General features: G+C 39.9%; 16 protein-coding genes and 2 pseudogenes. 7 read left to right on the forward strand and 11 right to left on the reverse strand.

Annotation, left to right across the window (positions count from 1 at the left end; translation table 11 throughout):
- The first annotated feature begins 263 nt into the window (after positions 1–263).
- Positions 264–1985: an ATP-binding protein gene (locus DXA05_RS22820; RefSeq protein ID WP_165861551.1), complete on the forward strand. Its 1722-nt coding sequence runs from the start codon at positions 264–266 to the stop codon at positions 1983–1985.
- On the opposite strand, the pseudogene DXA05_RS22825 reads toward DXA05_RS22820, so the two are convergent.
- Together DXA05_RS22825 and DXA05_RS22830 are read right to left on the reverse strand one after the other, a co-directional pair.
- Positions 1986–2881: pseudogene (locus DXA05_RS22825) on the reverse strand (LysR substrate-binding domain-containing protein). It abuts the gene before it with no gap.
- A gap of 64 nt (positions 2882–2945) precedes the next feature.
- Entirely contained in the window at positions 2946–3530 is a 585-nt protein-coding gene (locus DXA05_RS22830; protein ID WP_004313961.1) for a DUF6621 family protein, read from the reverse strand.
- A gap of 170 nt (positions 3531–3700) precedes the next feature.
- Here DXA05_RS22830 and DXA05_RS22835 point away from each other — a divergent pair, with 170 nt between their 5' ends.
- Positions 3701–5329: a plasmid pRiA4b ORF-3 family protein gene (locus DXA05_RS22835; RefSeq protein ID WP_128859658.1), complete on the forward strand. Its 1629-nt coding sequence runs from the start codon at positions 3701–3703 to the stop codon at positions 5327–5329.
- Between the two features lie 233 nt (positions 5330–5562).
- Positions 5563–8150 (forward strand): annotated as a pseudogene (gene clpB / locus DXA05_RS22840) (ATP-dependent chaperone ClpB).
- A gap of 129 nt (positions 8151–8279) precedes the next feature.
- Here clpB and DXA05_RS22845 read toward each other — a convergent pair.
- From DXA05_RS22845 to nusB, 6 genes are all read right to left on the reverse strand, one after another.
- Entirely contained in the window at positions 8280–8537 is a 258-nt protein-coding gene (locus DXA05_RS22845) for a hypothetical protein (protein ID WP_015532573.1), read from the reverse strand.
- Between the two features lie 233 nt (positions 8538–8770).
- Positions 8771–9199: a DUF5606 domain-containing protein gene (locus DXA05_RS22850; protein ID WP_004313967.1), complete on the reverse strand. Its 429-nt coding sequence runs from the start codon at positions 9197–9199 to the stop codon at positions 8771–8773.
- Positions 9200–9223: 24 nt separating this feature from the next.
- On the reverse strand, positions 9224–9841 hold the full coding sequence (gene coaE / locus DXA05_RS22855) for a dephospho-CoA kinase (RefSeq protein ID WP_008021292.1): 618 nt from the start codon (positions 9839–9841) through the stop codon (positions 9224–9226).
- Positions 9831–10844, reverse strand: a complete 1014-nt coding sequence (locus tag DXA05_RS22860; RefSeq protein WP_004313972.1) for a YbbR-like domain-containing protein — start codon at positions 10842–10844, stop codon at positions 9831–9833. Before DXA05_RS22860 ends, coaE begins: the two co-directional genes overlap by 11 nt.
- 21 nt (positions 10845–10865) lie before the next feature.
- Entirely contained in the window at positions 10866–11189 is a 324-nt protein-coding gene (gene yajC / locus DXA05_RS22865) for a preprotein translocase subunit YajC (protein WP_004302063.1), read from the reverse strand.
- A 39-nt stretch (positions 11190–11228) separates the two neighbouring features.
- Positions 11229–12161 (reverse strand): transcription antitermination factor NusB, encoded by a 933-nt coding sequence (gene nusB / locus DXA05_RS22870; protein WP_128859660.1) that lies wholly within the window; start codon positions 12159–12161, stop codon positions 11229–11231.
- A gap of 161 nt (positions 12162–12322) precedes the next feature.
- On the opposite strand from nusB, the gene DXA05_RS22875 reads away from it, so the two are divergent.
- From DXA05_RS22875 to DXA05_RS22890, 4 genes are all read left to right on the forward strand, one after another.
- Entirely contained in the window at positions 12323–12724 is a 402-nt protein-coding gene (locus DXA05_RS22875) for a PUR family DNA/RNA-binding protein (protein ID WP_004309787.1), read from the forward strand.
- A gap of 137 nt (positions 12725–12861) precedes the next feature.
- Positions 12862–13452, forward strand: coding sequence for a 50S ribosomal protein L25/general stress protein Ctc (locus DXA05_RS22880; protein ID WP_004309786.1), 591 nt, complete (start codon positions 12862–12864; stop codon positions 13450–13452).
- 136 nt (positions 13453–13588) lie between these two features.
- Positions 13589–14155 (forward strand): aminoacyl-tRNA hydrolase, encoded by a 567-nt coding sequence (pth, locus tag DXA05_RS22885; RefSeq protein ID WP_032811507.1) that lies wholly within the window; start codon positions 13589–13591, stop codon positions 14153–14155.
- 110 nt (positions 14156–14265) lie between these two features.
- A complete protein-coding gene (locus tag DXA05_RS22890; RefSeq protein ID WP_008021285.1) occupies positions 14266–14688 on the forward strand; it encodes an RNA-binding S4 domain-containing protein in 423 nt (140 codons plus the stop codon).
- A gap of 271 nt (positions 14689–14959) precedes the next feature.
- Here DXA05_RS22890 and DXA05_RS22895 read toward each other — a convergent pair whose 3' ends face one another.
- From DXA05_RS22895 to gcvT, 3 genes are all read right to left on the reverse strand, one after another.
- Positions 14960–15385, reverse strand: a complete 426-nt coding sequence (locus DXA05_RS22895; RefSeq protein ID WP_004302057.1) for an HIT family protein — start codon at positions 15383–15385, stop codon at positions 14960–14962.
- Between the two features lie 49 nt (positions 15386–15434).
- On the reverse strand, positions 15435–17708 hold the full coding sequence (locus DXA05_RS22900; protein ID WP_008644441.1) for a cation:proton antiporter: 2274 nt from the start codon (positions 17706–17708) through the stop codon (positions 15435–15437).
- A 150-nt stretch (positions 17709–17858) separates the two neighbouring features.
- Positions 17859–18944 carry a glycine cleavage system aminomethyltransferase GcvT gene (gene gcvT / locus DXA05_RS22905; protein WP_120079044.1) on the reverse strand — a complete coding sequence of 362 codons (1086 nt, stop codon included), beginning with the start codon at positions 18942–18944 and terminating at the stop codon, positions 17859–17861.
- Positions 18945–19000: the final 56 nt, after the last annotated feature.

The following is a 19000-nucleotide window of genomic DNA, read 5'->3' on the forward strand; positions in this document are numbered from 1 at the left end:
TAAGATGCATATAGCTTGGATAATTTATTTGCTATTTCTAATATGCCGATATCCCTTTATCCATCAACCTTTCAATGAGCTTTACTAGCACGGAATTTGAAGAAGAACCTTTTCTTTTCTAGTAGAAGAATAATCCCTGACGTTAAAAACTGCGTTTATAATTAGATAAAAAATAAGCGCAAAAGAATGGAATATCCATTTCAAAAAAACTATCTTTGGTAATTAATTGTTTGGAAAACAAGAAGAAACAATCTGAAAAAGTTATGGGAACAATAAAAGGAATTCCTTATGGTATGTCCAATTTTGAGGATGTAATCACGCAAAACCGCTATTATGTGGATAAAACAATGTATATCCCCATGTTGGAAGATCAAGCCAACTATCTGATATTCATCCGTCCGAGACGCTTCGGCAAGAGCCTGCTACTAAGCATGCTTCGTTCATATTATGACCTTTCACAGAAAGATAAATTCCAGCAACTTTTCGGGAATCTCTGGATCGGACAAAATACAACTCCGCTTCAAGGCAAATATCAGATGCTTTATCTTGACTTTTCCAAGATTGGCGGCAACATTGATGAACTGCCGCAAAGATTTGATTCGTATAGCGCAGTGCAACTGGATGGCTTTCTGAACCGTTATCGTGAATACTACACGGATGAGTTTATTGAACGCTTCAGCACAGCGAAAAAAGGGATTGATAAACTGCATATACTAGACGATGAAGCACGCCGTCAAGGGTATCCCCTATACCTTATTATAGATGAGTATGACAATTTCACAAATGTCGTACTCAACGAGAAAGGAAATGAGATATACCACGCCATCACCCATGCCAGCGGATTCTACAGAGATACCTTCAAGAATTATAAAGGAATGTTCGACCGTATATTCATGATTGGGGTCAGCCCCGTAACTTTGGACGACTTGTCAAGCGGATATAACATAGGTTGGAACATCAGCACTAATCCACTGTTTAATCAAATGCTGGGATTTTCTGAAGAAGACGTACGTACTATGCTCCGATATTATCAGGAAGCAGGGCAGTTACAAGGAGACATTGAAGAAATGATTCAGGAGATGAAGCCATGGTATGATAATTATTGTTTTGCTCGCCAAAGTCTAAAGTCAGATCCTAAAATGTTTAATTGCGACATGGTACTCTATTACCTACGTAATCGAATTCAGTTAGGAGAATCTCCTGAACAGATGATTGATCCTAATACCCGTACGGACTACAATAAGATGAAAAAACTGATTCAACTTGACCGTCTTGACGGTAACCGCAAAGGTGTTATCAAACGAATTGCCGAAGAAGGGAAAATCATGACTAACCTATACCAGTCTTTTTCTGCCGATCAAATTACGAATCCGGAAATATTCCCCAGCCTATTATTTTATTATGGTATGCTAACTATCATCGGAACACGTGGAAATCTGACTATCCTGGGAATTCCCAACACGAATGTCCGTAAACAATATTATGAATATATCCTGGAAGAATATCAGAATCACCATTATATCAACCTGATAGATATAGAGATTTTATTCAATGATATGGCTTTTGACGGACAATGGCGACCGGCATTGGAATTCATAGCCCAAGCTTATAAGGAGAATACTTCCGTACGCAGCAGCATTGAGGGCGAACGTAACATTCAGGGATTCTTCACCGCTTACCTTAGCGTGAACGCCTACTACCTCACAATGCCTGAAGTAGAACTGAATCACGGCTTTTGCGATATGTTTCTGATGCCCGATCTGCAACGTTACGCAGAAGTAGCGCATAGCTATATCTTGGAATTAAAATATCTGCCGAAAGAAAAATACGACACCCAAGGCACCGCACAATGGCAGGAAGCCGTTGAACAAATTCATGGTTATGCTGCCGGTCCGAAAGTTCGCCAACTATGTCAGGGAACTCAACTTCACTGCATTGTCATACAATTCTGCGGCTGGGAATTAGTCCGTATGGAAGAGGTTTGATTACAAACTCTTACTGTGATGCCCGGCAAATCGCATGAAAGCTTGAGATAAACCTCCCTCCTGCCCTTGCAGTTGCACAAAATTAAACTCGCGCTGCATGGGCATTCCTTTTATCTCAACCACACGAAAATTACCGGCAACCAGTTCCTTATAAACAGAACGGATAGAAACAATTCCCATACAATCTGTATGTTCCAAAAAAAGCTTGATGCTCTCCGTACTACCGAGATACATCAATACATTCAAAGAAGAAAGTTTCAAATTATGGCGTAACAGGGAACGTTCAAACACATCCAACGTTCCTGAACCTCTCTCCCGCAAAACTAAGGGATATTTGGCAAATCTTCCGGAGCGATCTCATCCGAAACAGCCAATTTACTATGGGTATGAACCACAGCAACCAGTTCGTCTTGCAAAAATGGAGTATACTTCAGATTAGGCAAACGGAAGATTCCTTCAACCAATCCCAAATCAATCCGATGTTCTTGTAAAGCAGCTTCCACTCCCCGGGAATTTCCATTAATCAAAGAAAGATTGATTTGTGGAAACTTGGCTATAAAATCCGCCAACAAAGGAGGAAGTACATATTGCGCAATCGTAGTACTGGCACCCAGTTTCAGTTCGCCGATATATTCATTATGCAACAAATGCATCTCATATTCCAACTGTTTATAATCGTCCAAAATCTTTTCGCTATGTTTCAATAATAGTTCTCCGGACTTAGTCAACGAGATCTTACTGCCCTGACGATCGAACAAACGAGTCTGATAATAAGCTTCCAGTTCCTGAATGTGCTTAGTGATAGCAGGCTGACTGACAAACAGCTCTTGCGAAGCCTTCGTGAAACTTAAATTCTTCGCCACGCTCTGAAATACTTTTAAACGGAAATCGGACATGGAAAATAGTGATTAACTTATTAGTGATTAGCGATTAATGACTGAAATAAATGGGTAGCTATGGCTATAATTCATCGGCTCTGATTCCCAATGCCTGCATGACAGGAAAAGCCAACATATCCCATTTATAAGCTACCGGAGTATCCGGTTCGTTCATTCGGAATTGGACAATCTCCTTGCCCTGTACTTCATTCAAGGCATCAGTCACTTTCTTTCCATATTCTTCATTGAAAGATACCAGAATCATTTTTTTCACATCGGCCGAATCGGCTACAATGGATAATAAGTCTAAAAACAAGTCCTCTCTCGACACCATCCCTTCCGACGGAACACTGGCAAACGAATATTCTCCATAAGGGCTTTGAAAAGCAACTCCATTCAACTCTTTCTCCAAGTCAGAAGGCCGACAATGCGCAAGATTACCCGACTCTTTATCATAAACAAAAAGAAACTGCACTTCATTTTTTCCTTCCGCAATCCCTGCATCCAAAGTCAGATAGGTAGTCAACATCGAAAGATCGATCTCTTGTAAAGAACGTTGCAAAGTCTCTTCGAAGTATCTCTTCATATCCGTAATTACGAAATTTAGGAAAGCGGCATCAATCAGCACCACTGTCTCTGATAATTTTATTTGTGGTTTATCATTCATATCATTAGTCATCAATTAGAAAACAGATTTACTCTCTACTATAGGGCAAAGATAAACTTTCTTATCTTCTCCGGAAAGAATATTTAAAAAAAAGAGAAATTATCAGGCTATTACTCAACAAAGAGGTGTACCTTTGGAGAAAATTGACAAATTTATTAAATGACACGATAATGAATAAGAAAAAGAACCAAACTTCGATTGATCTCGATGCGATTATGACTGAAGTATTAAACTTGTTTACACCCGAAGAACAACAAGAAGTGATAGATATATTAAGCAATAACGGATTAGAAAAAATCTACCAACAAATGGAAGAAACTTTCTATCACTATCAGCATCCGGACTATAGCTCGGAAGCAACCCCCATTGCAGCTTACCTGCAAAGGCTTTGGGATATGCAGACATGCAAAGACTACCCATTTGACGAGTTTAAAAAAGATTGCACGACAGTACCCGCTGCCGAATTAGAAAAAGATTTGCGCAACTTTATCCTGCATCTATTTATCCATTATCAAGGACCTCTCGAAAACGCAAAAGAAGAAGACAGGCCTTTTAAGTTATGGTATATCTACTGGGCAATGGAACATTACCGAATGGAATCTTCTTTAAATATCATCTTGGAAATAATGCGGCAAAGTCCGACTTTCCTCGCTTCCTACTGCCACCTCGTACAGGATGAAGCCACCATTGCCATCATTTACCAACTCGGGCAGAACCAATTGCCTTTGCTACTTAGTTTCATGAATGAAGACGGAATCGCTCCTTTCGGAAAAGAAGATATTTGTAGTGCTGTCGCACAAATTGCCATAACCAACCCTGAACGAAGATTGGAAATTATTAACTGGTTCTGCCAATTATTGAATTCTTATTACGATCAGTTTGAGCGTGGGGAAGATAATAATATCGCGATAATTGACTATATCACAAATACGTTGATGAATATCCGTGCCATAGAAACGTTGCCTATATTGGAAAAAATCTATAAACGATTCAAAATACCCAATACATTAACAAGAAAAGGAATCAAAGAGATAAAAAAAGCAATGCCACACGCAGAACTGAAGGGATTGGAAGTGGACAGTATGGAAGAACTAATGAACTTATTGAATGAGTTCTTTGCCTTCAATGAGAATAATGAATTTGATGATAACGAATTTGATGAAGAATACGATGACGAGTTTGACGATGATGAATACGACAACTCTTTCTACATTGGAGAACAAACCCCTAAAAAACTCAATATAAAAATTTCTTTGATTGATTCCGACCCGGAAATATATCGTATAGTGGAAATCCCTTCCGACATCCGTCTGGAAAGTTTTGCGGATGTCATAAATACCGCAATGGGTTGGGAAGGTTATCACATGCATCTGTTTCAAAAAGGGAAAACAATATATACAACCGAAGAATCCGATGACGAGTTTTTGTTTGATCCCGTTAAAACAGTCAACTCATACTCTCTCTCTTTAGGAGAAATCCTTACCCGAAAAGGCTCACATATTAAATATGAATATGATTTCGGAGATAGCTGGATGCATCGAATTACCCTGGAATCACAACAAGCATATAAAAAGGACGAAACACAAGGCATCTTTCTCATAGACGGAGCAAATGCATGTCCGCCCGAAGATTGCGGAGGAATATATGGTTACCAAGAGATGTTGGAGGCATTAAAACAACCACACTCAAAAGCTGCAAAAGAATATCGGGAATGGTTGGGAAAGAATTTCAACGCACACAAATTTAATGCAAAAAAAGTAGAAAGAGAGCTTAGAGACTTCCCGATAAGAATCTTCTAACAATTGTTTCTCCACAGAATAGTAGACTTCATTGAAAACCCATTTTATTCTGAAGCCCATCCTATTCTGTGGAATATATGGTAAATTCGTCAGTCATATCTAGATAAAAAAGGTCATTTTGTCCTTTAACTCCTTAATACTCATGCTATTTTGTCATATTTTTATACTTGGCAAATCTTTTGAGCCCCTTTAGGTGTTATTAAAAACGTGAAATAAGAAAGGAGAACAAAGATATGAACTTTAACAATTTTACCATTAAATCTCAAGAAGCGGTACAGGAGGCCGTAAACCTGGTACAAAGCCGGGGACAACAAGCCATTGAACCTGTCCACATCATGCAGGGAGTAATGAAAGTAGGCGAAAACGTCACTAATTTCATCTTCCAGAAACTTGGTATGAATGGACAGCAAGTAGCTCTCGTGGTCGACAAGCAAATCGACTCCCTGCCGAAAGTATCCGGCGGAGAACCGTATCTAAGTCGTGAATCCAACGAAGTTTTGCAGAAAGCAACACAGTATTCTAAAGAAATGGGCGACGAGTTTGTTTCATTAGAGCCTATCATACTGGCATTGCTGACTGTTAAGAGTACCGTCTCCACGATCTTGAAAGATGCCGGTATGACGGAAAAAGAATTGCGCAACGCTATCAGCGAATTGAGAAAAGGAGAAAAGGTTACATCACAATCCAGTGAAGATACTTATCAATCATTGGAAAAGTATGCTATCAACCTGAACGAAGCTGCCCGTAGCGGAAAACTGGATCCCGTAATCGGACGTGATGAAGAAATCCGCCGAGTATTACAGATATTGAGCCGCCGTACAAAGAACAACCCGATTCTGATTGGTGAACCGGGTACCGGTAAAACGGCTATTGTAGAAGGTTTGGCACATCGTATTCTTCGCGGAGACGTGCCCGAAAACCTGAAGAACAAACAAGTTTATTCACTGGATATGGGAGCACTGGTTGCCGGCGCAAAGTACAAAGGTGAATTTGAAGAACGATTGAAATCGGTTGTCAATGAAGTGAAGAAATCAGAAGGTGATATTATTCTGTTCATTGATGAGATTCACACGCTGGTAGGTGCCGGAAAAGGTGAAGGTGCCATGGATGCTGCCAACATTCTAAAGCCCGCCTTAGCTCGTGGAGAACTACGTTCCATCGGAGCAACAACCCTCGACGAATATCAAAAATACTTCGAAAAGGATAAAGCATTGGAGCGTCGTTTCCAAATCGTGCAAGTGGACGAACCGGATAACTTGAGTACCATTCCATCCTTCGTGGATTGAAAGAACGTTACGAGAACCATCATCACGTACGTATCAAAGACGACGCAATCATTGCAGCCGTCGAATTGAGTAGCCGTTACATCACCGACCGTTTCCTGCCGGATAAAGCCATTGACCTGATGGACGAAGCCGCAGCCAAACTGCGTATGGAAGTAGATTCCGTTCCTGAAGAACTGGATGAGATTTCCCGTAAAATCAAGCAGCTGGAAATTGAACGCGAGGCTATCAAACGTGAAAACGATAAACCGAAACTGGAAATTATCGGTAAGGAACTTGCCGAGCTCAAAGAACAGGAAAAGTCCTTTAAAGCTAAATGGCAAAGTGAGAAAACGCTGATGGATAAAATCCAGCAGAACAAGGTTGAGATAGAGAATCTTAAATTCGAAGCAGAAAAAGCCGAACGTGAAGGCGATTATGGTAAAGTAGCCGAAATCCGTTATGGTAAACTTCAGGCTTTGGATAAAGAAATAGAAGATACTCAAAAGCAACTGCGTGATATGCAAGGCGATAAAGCCATGATTAAGGAGGAGGTAGACGCTGAAGATATTGCTGATGTTGTTTCCCGCTGGACTGGTATTCCTGTCAGCAAGATGCTGCAAAGTGAAAAAGATAAACTGTTGCACTTGGAAGAAGAACTTCATCAACGTGTAATTGGTCAGGACGAAGCGATTGAAGCGGTGGCAGATGCTGTGCGCCGTAGCCGTGCCGGATTACAAGATCCGAAACGTCCGATCGGGTCATTTATCTTCCTGGGAACCACCGGCGTAGGTAAGACCGAATTAGCAAAGGCATTGGCAGAGTTCCTGTTTGATGACGAAACGATGATGACTCGTATCGATATGAGTGAGTATCAGGAAAAGCATAGTGTCTCCCGTCTGGTCGGAGCGCCTCCGGGATATGTTGGATACGATGAGGGCGGTCAGTTGACAGAAGCTATACGACGGAAACCTTACTCTGTTGTTTTGTTTGACGAAATAGAAAAGGCTCATCCGGATGTCTTCAATATTCTGTTACAGGTATTGGATGACGGACGACTGACTGACAATAAAGGAAGGGTGGTCAACTTCAAAAATACCATTATCATCATGACTTCAAATATGGGCAGTTCTTATATACAAAGTCAGATGGAGAAGTTGCATGGTTCCAATAAGGAAGAAGTAATCGAAGAAACGAAGAAGGAAGTGATGAATATGTTGAAAAAGACAATTCGTCCGGAATTCCTGAACCGTATTGATGAAACGATTATGTTCTTACCATTGAACGAAAAAGAAATCAAGCAAATCGTACTTTTACAAATTAAGGGAGTACAGAAAATGCTTGCCGAAAACGGAGTGGAACTGCAATTGACAGAAGGAGCATTGAACTTCTTATCGCAAGTGGGTTATGATCCTGAATTTGGAGCTCGTCCGGTGAAGAGGGCTATTCAACGCTATCTGCTGAATGATCTATCCAAGAAGTTACTATCACAGGAAGTCGACCGAAGCAAAGCAATTATCGTTGATGCTGACGGAGACGGATTGGTATTCAGAAATTAAAAGTCATCATTCAAATAGAATGGGGCTGTCAAACAAGTCCCTAAAATCGAAAATCACTCCTATTAGAGTTTGTTTAAACTCTGATAGGGGTGAAATCGTTAAAAAGAAACTTGTTAGGCAGCCCCTTTTTTATATTCCTAAATATGTAATTCGCCGAACTTCCGGTTGGCAGTTCGGATGACTCATCACCAAAACATAAGTGCCCGGTTGGGGTATTTCCATAGTCAATGAAGGCAAAGCAAACTTATGTTTACCTCTTAGTTCTCCCAGTGAATCGTAAAGGAATACCATTGTACCTGCCAACAAACCTGTCAGGCATAATGTCCCTTTTTCATTGTCCAAACGGACGTTTACTTCTTTATTTGTTATTGTCTCCATACCCAACATTAAAAAACGTTATTCAGCATCCACGAGCTATATTCCCAAGAATGGCGAACAGCGACAAAGATACATAAAAAGCATCATTATTTACAACATAAGTAGAAGATATTTATTATTGCAAAAGATTACCCAAATAATACTAATTTTTTCCTAAACCTACAAGTGTTTATATAAAAAAACATGATAACCACCTTAAATGATTATCATGTTCTTTATTCCTATTAAATAAACTATACAGATTACTCTGCAACTTCTTCTTCCTTAATCTCTCCTTCCGGTTTGAATTCTGTAATTCCATTAGAAATTAAGATGTTATACCAAGCAACCAATTTCTTAATATCGGCTACATATACACGTTCACGATCAAAATTAGGTAATACTTCAGCCAAGTATTCACGCAATTGTTCGGGAGTCGCTTTTTTCGGATCAATAGAAGCCTGCGCTGATTTTTCTTTCTCTTTTATTGACTCCAACACATCATACAAAGGAACTTCTGCATCGTCCGTGTACATTGCTATATCTGCCAAAGAGATAATTTTTTCATTACCATAAGCAGGGAAACGTTTCTTTTCAGCATTGACTGATTCAACAATCAACATATTTTTTCCTTGCGAAATAAGTTTGTATAATCCCGGTTTACCTGAGATAGACAAGATAGTCTTCAACATAGTATATATCCTTTTATTTATTAATTATTTTTTTGCGGAGCAAAGGTAATGATTATTTTTAGATAGCAAAGAAATAAGCTCCAAAACCTGTGGAATTAACGGTGTTTCATCATCATTCACTATCACGAAATCGGCATGGCTTCTCTTTACTTCATCACCCATTTGAGCTTCGATACGCTTCATCACCAGTTCTCTTGACGAACAGTCCCGCTTTACAGCACGTTCCACTCTCACTTCCAGCGGCGCATATACCATAACCAGAAAATCAACTTCATCCTTAAAACCAGCCTCCACCAGTATTGCAGACTCCATACCCAACAGCAGTTCACTTTTCAACCGGGTAGCCCATTGACGGAAATCTTCTTTCACTTGCGGATGAATAATCTCATTCACTTTCCGCACATGATCCTGATGACCGAACATATAAGAAGCCAACAAAGAACGATTCAACTCTCCACCCTGAAGAAACACATCCTGACCAACCAGATCACAAAGCCCCCGGCGAATCACCGGATCTGTCTGTGTGATTCGCTTTGCTTCTATATCTGATATATAGACAGGTATTCCCATTATTCCGAGTAGTCTGGAAACAACACTTTTTCCACTACCAATGCCACCGGTTATGCCAATCTTAATCGCCATTAGAAGTAATTTGTTCTATCAGGAAGTCCACTTGCTCGGGAACAATACGTATTTGATTTATTCCACTTGGAAACGATTTCAATTTAACCGTATATTTATCAGAGCCAAGCTTCAGCAATTCTTCATAAGAAATATTGATGATAAAATCGCTTGCTTTTATACTGCGGAACCGTTTTAACCCCACTTGAAAAGTAATCTGAACTTTGGAAGGAAAAGTACGTAACACCTTATCTGCCGGAAAATTAACTCCATGTAATGGCACTTCGACCGTTTTCTCCGTATAAATATCCACCGGGAAAGTCATTTCTACTGAAGCCGGAACAAACTTCACTCCTCTTTCAGAAGTCAGCGGAATTCGTCGCCGGGTTGTATCGGATATATTCTCCAAAGTTATATTTTGAGTATATGCAGTTGTTATAGTATCCAAAATTCCTTCCGGAGCATAAACCAATACAGAGTCCGGCTTACAAATGGTGTCAGATACATAATATTGAAGTCCGGCTGTCACTTTCCCCTGAAAACGAACAGGAACCAGCTTGGACTTTCCTTCGGAATAGATATATTCTAATGTATCCGGCTTGATCGATAGGATTTTGGAGGATACATTCAGTTGGCTTAATATTTTTTTCTCAAAGTCGGAAGCATAAATTTTCACATGATTATCTTTTCCTTTATAATCAAGAAAACCTAGATTGACCGGAAAGAAACTTTTCCCCAACATATAATTGAGAAGCACTGTTCCTTTATCTTTCACTCTGACACGAAGTTCGGAAGGAGGTTCCGAAGTCAACACTACATTGTTAGGAAGATCTTTCATTCGCACCGGGATAGAAAACTCCGCTTCATAATCATTATTGAGCGTCTGAAGCAACCAGAATCCACCGGCTATCAGGAAGAAAAATAAAAAAATTAAGAACTCTCTGCTCTTATCACTGAGCAGAAAATCCTTAATTTTCTTAGATAGTTTTAAATATGTATATTTTATATTCCTACGATCAAACATAGGCATTTATTTACCAACTATTTATTTAGACTGATTGCTAGCCGCTGAAGCATCAGCGAATATAGAATTCTTGTCTATTTTAATCTTTACATTAGAAGCAATCTCAAGTACTATATAGTCGTCAGTAATTTCCTTGATTGTTCCGTGGATACCACCTGCAGTAATCACATTCTGATTTACCTGAAGAGATTTACGGAAATTAGCTATTTCTTTCTGCTTCTTATTTTGAGGACGGATCATAAAGAAATACATGATAACAAACATAGCTATCAGCATGATCCACATCATACTTCCACCTCCGGCAGCACCGGCAGGAGCTTGCAATAATACAGTCAATACGTTCATAAATAATCTGTTTTAGTTTCTACTATATGGACAAAGGTATCAGTTTTTAGTCAACTTACCTTCTTTTTTTAATTGATTAACTATTCCATCCAGCGTACCGTTGATAAAGCTACCGCTTTTAGCTGTGCTATACAACTTCGCAATCTCTACATATTCATTTAACGAAACACTGACCGGAATGTTCGGGAAACTAAGAATTTCTGCTAATGCAGTCTGCATAATGATTACATCCATAAATGCGACGCGGTCCAAATCCCAGTTTTTTGTATTCTCACTCACCAAATGACGATAATAGTCAGAATTCAAAATGGTGCGACGGAACAGACGACGTGCAAACTCCTGATCTTCGTCATCCTTAAATTCCGGAAGCAGTTCCTGGTTGGCACCCTTCTTTTCATCAAAGCGTTTGATTGTTTTCAAGACGAACGTGTCTACAATTTCTTTATCATCATTCCAATACAGACTCTGGTCTTCCAATACTTGGTCAAGAGAATCATTATTAAAGATGTATGTCTTATAGATTTTTCTCCACAGTTCACGATCAGCTTCGTATGAGTTGTCATCAGAAGCCATATAATCTTTATAGATATCGGTTTCTACAATTTTCTCATAAAGCTCTTTGATAAAGTCCTGGTCGTTTGTCCAGGTTCTTTTCTGATTGGCTATAAACTCGGACAATTGTTTATTGACTTCCAATTGAGCAATAAACTTGTTATCTACGAACTTTCTGTTGGGATACAACTCCTCTTTCGTAGGTGCCAATTTAGCTTTTGCCGCATCAATACGTTTTTGTGCATACTCTGTCAATGCTATCATCAGCATTAGCAAATAGTTGTAAAGGTCATACGCCTTTGAAAGACTAAAGAATAACTCTTTCTCCGCTGAGTCTAGATTTTTGCTGCCATTCTGATAATAGGCATATACTATCTGTATAATCTTAAGACGAATAAGACTCTGTTGATCATAATTCAAATTAATACTGTTGTTATCGAACTGCAAAAGTAGATATTTTTAATGAGTTTCCACTAATAAATCACATTTTTTAATGCAGTATTTGATTCTCTGCGCTTTTTCTTTTGACAGTTTAAAAAAAATATCCAATTTTGAAGCCGATTATAAACGGACCGAAAGATATGGAAGATTTAAAAAAGAAAATGAGCGCAGACATGAATGATAAGGAGATCGTATTCTCCAAGTCCATTAAGGCAGGTAAACGCATCTATTACCTCGACGTAAAAAAGAATCGTAAAGATGAAATGTTCCTGGCTATTACAGAGAGCAAAAAAGTGATAACGGGAGAAGGTGATGATTCTCAAGTTAGTTTCGAGAAACACAAAATCTTCCTATATAGGGAAGACTTTCAGAAGTTTATGGCAGGACTCGAAGAAGCAGTGAATTTCATTGAGTGCAGCGACGCAAACGAATATATCGCCCGCCTGAACATCGAAGCTGATGAAGAAAATGAACGGAAAGCAATCGAAGAAGCCCGGGAAAACAAATTGGAGAGCGAAATTAAGATTGATATTGACTTTTAAGAAAGTAACTCTTTGATATTTCAAAAAAAAGATGTACTTTTGCACCGCTTTTTTGCAACATCGTGTGATAATCCACATCGTGTGATGGTGAATTAAGCAAACTAACTTAATTTAGAGTAACACAAATTTTTAAAGAAATGAAATCAATTGAAGTAAAAGGAACTGCAAGAACAATTGCAGAACGCTCTTCAGAACAAGCAAGAGCTTTGAAAGAAATTCGTAAGAACGGTGGTGTACCTTGTGTACTTTACGGAGGTAATGAAGTAGTTCACTTCACAGTGACTAACGAAGGACTTCGTAACTTAGTTTATACTCCGCACATCTACGTTGTAGACCTGATTATCGATGGCAAAAAAGTAAACGCTATCCTGAAAGATATTCAGTTCCACCCGGTAAAAGATACTATCCTACACGTTGACTTCTATCAAATTGACGAAGCTAAACCTATCGTAATGGAAGTTCCTGTACAGTTGGAAGGTCTTGCAGAAGGTGTGAAAGCCGGTGGTAAACTTGCACTGCAGATGCGTAAGATCAAAGTGAAAGCTTTGTACAATGTAATTCCTGAAAAGTTGACCGTTAACGTTTCTCACCTGGGATTAGGTAAGACTGTTAAAGTTGGCGAATTGAGCTTCGAAGGTCTTGAACTGATTAGTGCAAAAGAAGCCGTTGTATGTGCTGTTAAGTTGACTCGTGCAGCAAGAGGTGCAGCAGCAGCCGCTGGTAAGTAATTGAGATTATCCCTGTAAAGAGATATACTTCAAACGCAGATTAATGCAGATTAAAGCAGATGTTCAGTCTGCATTAATTTGTATTAATCTGCGTTTCTCTTTCTATATTAATGAACTGTTTTACGGAAATACGATGATAAAATACTTAGTTGTCGGACTGGGAAACATTGGTCCCGAATATCATGAAACCCGACATAATATCGGATTCATGACAGTAGAAGCATTGGCTAGAATCAATAACGCCCCCCCTTTTATGGATGGACGATATGGATTCACTACCAGCTTTTCTATCAAAGGACGCCAGTTGATTTTGCTTAAGCCATCGACTTTTATGAACCTAAGCGGACTGGCCGTTCGCTATTGGATGCAGAAAGAAAATATTCCATTGGAAAATGTACTGATCGTAGTAGATGATCTGGCTCTTCCTTTTGGAACTTTACGCCTGAAAGGAAAAGGGAGTGACGCAGGGCATAATGGATTGAAGCATATCGCTGCTATTCTGGGCACTCAAAACTATGCTCGCCTGCGATTTGGTATCGGAAATGATTTTCCACGTGGCGGACAGGTTGATTATGTACTCGGACACTTCACTGACGAAGATTGGAAAACAATGGATGAAAGACTGGAGATGGCAGGGGAAATTATAAAAAGTTTCTGCCTCGCCGGTATTGACATCACGATGAACCAGTTCAATAAAAAATAATGGACTAGCCCCCCCAAAAAAAATAAAGATGACAATGAATGGTTAGCAATAAATGACAACGTCAACTAATACTAACCAAAGAATTATTTATCACTAAATAACTAACTAAAATGGCCGAAGCAAGAATAGATAAATGGATGTGGGCTGTCCGCATCTTCAAGACACGTACGATTGCAGCAGAAGCCTGCAAAAAAGGACGCATTACCATCAACGGTTCTTTAGCCAAAGCTGCCCGTATGATAAAACCGGGAGACGTTATTCAGGTGAAGAAACCGCCTATCACTTATTCATTCAAGGTATTACAAACTATTGAAAAACGTGTGGGAGCCAAACTTGTATCGGAAATGATGGAAAACGTAACTACTCCCGATCAATACGAACTGCTTGAAATGAGTAAAATCAGCGGATTCGTAGACCGTGCACGTGGAACCGGACGTCCGACCAAGAAAGATCGTCGGGAACTGGAAGAATTTACAACTCCGGAGTTCATGGATGATTTCGACTTTGATTTCGATTTTGACAGTGAAGAATAATAAATGGGAATTTAGCGGTTAAATGAGAATTTATCGGTTAGGCTGAAAGCCTTACAATTATATATTTATTGGGGGTGCCCTGAAAGGGCTTAATTATACAGCGTAGGGCAACGCCCTACGAAAAAAACACACCAGCCACAAGCCCTGAAAGGGCGGAACTGTATACAATTATGCCCTTTCAGGGCGCAAATTCAGATTACCGTTTTTTCGTAGGGCGTTGCCCTACGCTGTATAATTAAGCCCTTTCAGGGCACCCCGCAAAATTTACCGTTTATAGGTTTGCCTTAACAGCATCAATCAATTCCTGATATTCTGCATCAGTCAGATAAACCTTTCCCGGGTTCATTTGGAATATACCTCCATAATCAGGTCCATCCACATATTTAGGTGCTAAATGAAAATGCAAATGAGACAATTTATCCGAGTAAGCACCATAATTAATCTTTTCCGGCTGGAAAGCTTTTTGCATGGCACGAGTGACACGCGCTACATCTGCCATAAAAGCATTACGATCTTCATCACTCAATTCATTCAAATCGTTCACATGGTCTTTATAAGAAACAAGACAACGTCCACGGTAGGTTTGTTCCTTAAACAAAAACACACGTGACACACTCAATTGCGCAATCTCAATCATCAGATTATGCAGCGTTTCATTGTTCTGGCAATACAGACATTCTTTCGGATCACTCTTCATGATATTATTATTTTAAGTTTTTATCGTTGCAAAAATAAGTATTCCATTCTTATCCTGCTTGTACTTTTTCGTTTTTTTGATCGACTAATTGGTACACATCCTCTTTTTCGCCTACCACCCAAACAACATCGCCTTCTTCGAGTGGAGCATTTACATCAGGAACCATCAGTGTACCGTCTTCACTTTCAACACCGGCTATCATACAATGATATTTGTCGCGGATACCCGATTCACGAATCGTTTTACCCAGAAAAACAGAATCACTGTCAATGATAAACTGCTTCAAAGCCATCTCGCTCTTTTCATAGACCTCCCAGTCTATCTTCGCTCCGTTTTGCATCGCCTCATTAAACACACTTAATTGTTCATCTGTACCTATCACCTGTATCTTATCCATCGGAAACAGGCGGACAGAACCACCGGGGATATTAATCCTCCTCTTTCCACGAAGAATAGAAGCAACATGAACTCCAAACTTCTTCCCCAGATTCAGCTCCATCAATGTCTTTCCCGCCCAACTGGATTCACCCGGAATTTCCATATCGGCAAGATGCAAATCATGCGACAACAAACGACCGGCATACTCCGGCTTTTTCTCTCCCAGATACTCTGCACGTACATCTCTGGAACGGAGATTCTGAAAGAAACGACGTTCAATCAATATCGATTGCTTCTTCAAACGGCGAGACCATACCATCAACAATACAACAAGTACAGCCACTCCAATAATCAATCCGATAGACGCCTTAAATAATCCGGAAATAACAAAGATAACAAAAAGTGCCGCTATCATAATACGAATCACGATTGTCGATACCAGCGGTGCGCGGTTGGCACGGCTGTCATGCCATAAGGTCATAAACTCAACCGAATGATTTTTCTTCACCATAATGGCACGCAAGAAAGGAGCAATACACAGAATGATAAATACCGCTCCCAACAATGATGCCCAGAAATGAGGCAGATTCTCTTTAAAGAATGGCACGACAAAACGAAAAGAAAGTGCAATAATCGACATACTGACAATTGAATAAACAACTGTTATACGTACCATTGACAAGATTAGCTTCTTCCACAAATTCTCGTGATTCAGAGCTGTTTGCGAACCGGAAGAATAACGCATCATTATTTTTTTCCATGATTCCGGAAGATGAGCATCCACAAAAGTAGAAGCCGGCTCGGCAAAACGAATCATATAAGGAGTCAGGAAAGTAGTAATCACAGAAACCGCTACCACTATCGGATACAGAAAGTCACTCGTTACATGCAAAGAGACTCCCAAAGAAGCAATAATAAACGCAAATTCGCCGATCTGCGTTAAACTAAAGCCGCATTGCATAGCCGTCTTTAAAGGCTTTCCGGAGAGAATAACACCGAATGTACCAAAAACGGCCTGTCCCAAGATAACAGCCAAAGTAATAACTATAATAGGTACGGCATATTCTACAATCATTGCAGGATCCACCATCATACCGACCGATACGAAAAAGATAGCTCCAAAAAGATCCTTTACCGGTTTCACCAGCCGGTCTATGGATTCCGCCTCGATTGTTTCCGCCAGAATAGATCCCATTATAAATGCACCAAATGCAGCAGAAAATCCTGTATGAGCCGCCATCACTACCATACCGAAACAAAGTGCCAACGACACAATAAGCAGAGTCTCCTCTCCCATCAATTTCCGGCAGCGTTTCAAGAATTCAGGAATCAGATAGATACCGACAACAAACCACAGAATAAGGAAAAACAATAATTTCCCGATACTCTCCAACATCTCGGTACCTTCAAAATGTTGGCTTACCGCCATAGTGGAAAGCATCACCATTAATACAATAGCCAAAATATCTTCCAAAATCAAGATACTCAACACAAGTCCGGTGAACTGCTTCTTCCTTAATCCTAAATCATCAAAAGCTTTATAAATAATAGTAGTAGACGACATCGCAATCATACCGCCCAAGAACAGACTGTCCATCCTGTGCCAGCCGAAACCCATGCCGACTCCTATTCCCAACAAAATCATACAAAAGATGATGGTACAGGCAGCAATGATGGCAGAACCACCCACCTTGACAATCTTCTTAAAACTAAATTCCAAACCAAGAGCAAACAGTAAGAAAATGACACCAATATCTGCCCATGTCTTAATATTGGCAGTATCCATCACTGAAGGAGTATACGGCATATGCGGACTTGCCAGGAATCCGGCAACTACATATCCCAAGACCAGAGGTTGCTTCAACTTCTTAAACAACAAAGTCATAACACCGGCACAGATCAATATCAGTGCGAGGTCAGCTATAAGAGTAGGTAATTGAGACATTATTTCATCGTATTTGATGACAAAATTATATTATTTCTATGGGATAAACAACATATCTACGGATATGTTTTGCAATAACGTCCTAAAATAAGTTAGCCCCGGATAGAGTCGATACTTATCCGGGGCTATACACAACAACCAGCTTATTTCTTATTTTCTAAAAGGAGGTTTCACTACCACTGCTTTTAACTTCCGACCACGCATATCAATACAGATTTCCGTGCCCACTTTACTATATTCCGGCTTTACATATCCCATGCCGATACCAATCTTACGGGTAGGCGACATCGTACCGGAAGTAACCACTCCTACTTGCTCGCCTTCAGCATTTACCAGTTCATAGCCATGACGGGGAATTCCGCGATCAACCATTTCAAAGCCAACCAGTTTACGGGTAACACCTTCCGCTTTCTGTTTTTCCAGCATCGGACGGTTGACAAAATCCTTGCCCTCCACAAACTTAGTGATCCATCCCAATCCGGCTTCTATCGGAGAAGTCGTATCATCCAGATCATTGCCATACAGACAGAAGCCCATTTCCAACCGGAGCGTATCACGGGCACCCAAACCGATAGGTTTAATGCCATACTCTTCACCAGCTTCAAAAATAGCCTTCCATATAGAATCAGCCGCAGACGGATAGAAATAAAGCTCAAAACCTCCCGCACCGGTATAACCCGTATTGGAGATAATCACATTCTCTTCACTTGCAAACGTTCCAACCTTAAATGTATAATAAGGAATAGTAGCAAGATCAATATCCGTCAACTTTTGCAGAACCGAAATAGCCTTCGGACCCTGTATAGCAAGTTGAGCTATGTTATCCGACGAATTTTCCAACTCGGCTCCCTCCGTATTGTGAGAAACACACCAGTTCCAGTCTTTTTCCATATTGGAAGCATTCACCACCAACATGTATTTTTCCGGTTCATACTGATAAACCAGCAAATCATCTACAATCCCCCCATCCTCATTCGGAAAACAAGTATATTGTATTTTACCCGGAGCCAGTGCCGCCACATTGTTAGATGTTATTTTCTGCAGAAAGGCCAACGCTTGCGGTCCTTTCACCCAAAATTCTCCCATGTGCGATACATCAAATACACCGACACCTTGACAAACAGTTATGTGTTCATCAATGATACCGGAGTATTCAATAGGCATATTATAACCTGCAAACTCGTGCATTTTAGCACCAAGTGCTATATGTTTCTCTGTAAACGGAGTGGTTTTCATTATTTTAAAGTATTAAGTTTTAAGTATCAGGTATTAAGTATTACCGGAGCTTACCG

The organism is Bacteroides sp. AM54-2NS, assembly GCF_003602935.1.
In the GTDB taxonomy this organism is placed as follows: Bacteria; Bacteroidota; Bacteroidia; order Bacteroidales; family Bacteroidaceae; genus Bacteroides; species Bacteroides xylanisolvens.

Bases quoted from the DNA above. Each gene is read 5' to 3' on its own strand.
- DXA05_RS22820 (WP_165861551.1), top strand. From the start codon at position 264: ATGGGAACAATAAAAGGAATTCCTTATGGTATGTCCAATTTTGAGGAT.
- DXA05_RS22830 (WP_004313961.1), bottom strand. From the start codon at position 3,530: ATGAATGATAAACCACAAATAAAATTATCAGAGACAGTGGTGCTGATT.
- DXA05_RS22835 (WP_128859658.1), top strand. From the start codon at position 3,701: ATGAATAAGAAAAAGAACCAAACTTCGATTGATCTCGATGCGATTATG.
- DXA05_RS22845 (WP_015532573.1), bottom strand. From the start codon at position 8,537: ATGTTGGGTATGGAGACAATAACAAATAAAGAAGTAAACGTCCGTTTG.
- DXA05_RS22850 (WP_004313967.1), bottom strand. From the start codon at position 9,199: ATGTTGAAGACTATCTTGTCTATCTCAGGTAAACCGGGATTATACAAA.
- coaE (WP_008021292.1), bottom strand. From the start codon at position 9,841: ATGGCGATTAAGATTGGCATAACCGGTGGCATTGGTAGTGGAAAAAGT.
- DXA05_RS22860 (WP_004313972.1), bottom strand. From the start codon at position 10,844: ATGTTTGATCGTAGGAATATAAAATATACATATTTAAAACTATCTAAG.
- yajC (WP_004302063.1), bottom strand. From the start codon at position 11,189: ATGAACGTATTGACTGTATTATTGCAAGCTCCTGCCGGTGCTGCCGGA.
- DXA05_RS22875 (WP_004309787.1), top strand. From the start codon at position 12,323: ATGGAAGATTTAAAAAAGAAAATGAGCGCAGACATGAATGATAAGGAG.
- DXA05_RS22880 (WP_004309786.1), top strand. From the start codon at position 12,862: ATGAAATCAATTGAAGTAAAAGGAACTGCAAGAACAATTGCAGAACGC.
- DXA05_RS22890 (WP_008021285.1), top strand. From the start codon at position 14,266: ATGGCCGAAGCAAGAATAGATAAATGGATGTGGGCTGTCCGCATCTTC.
- DXA05_RS22895 (WP_004302057.1), bottom strand. From the start codon at position 15,385: ATGAAGAGTGATCCGAAAGAATGTCTGTATTGCCAGAACAATGAAACG.
- DXA05_RS22900 (WP_008644441.1), bottom strand. From the start codon at position 17,708: ATGTCTCAATTACCTACTCTTATAGCTGACCTCGCACTGATATTGATC.
- gcvT (WP_120079044.1), bottom strand. From the start codon at position 18,944: ATGAAAACCACTCCGTTTACAGAGAAACATATAGCACTTGGTGCTAAA.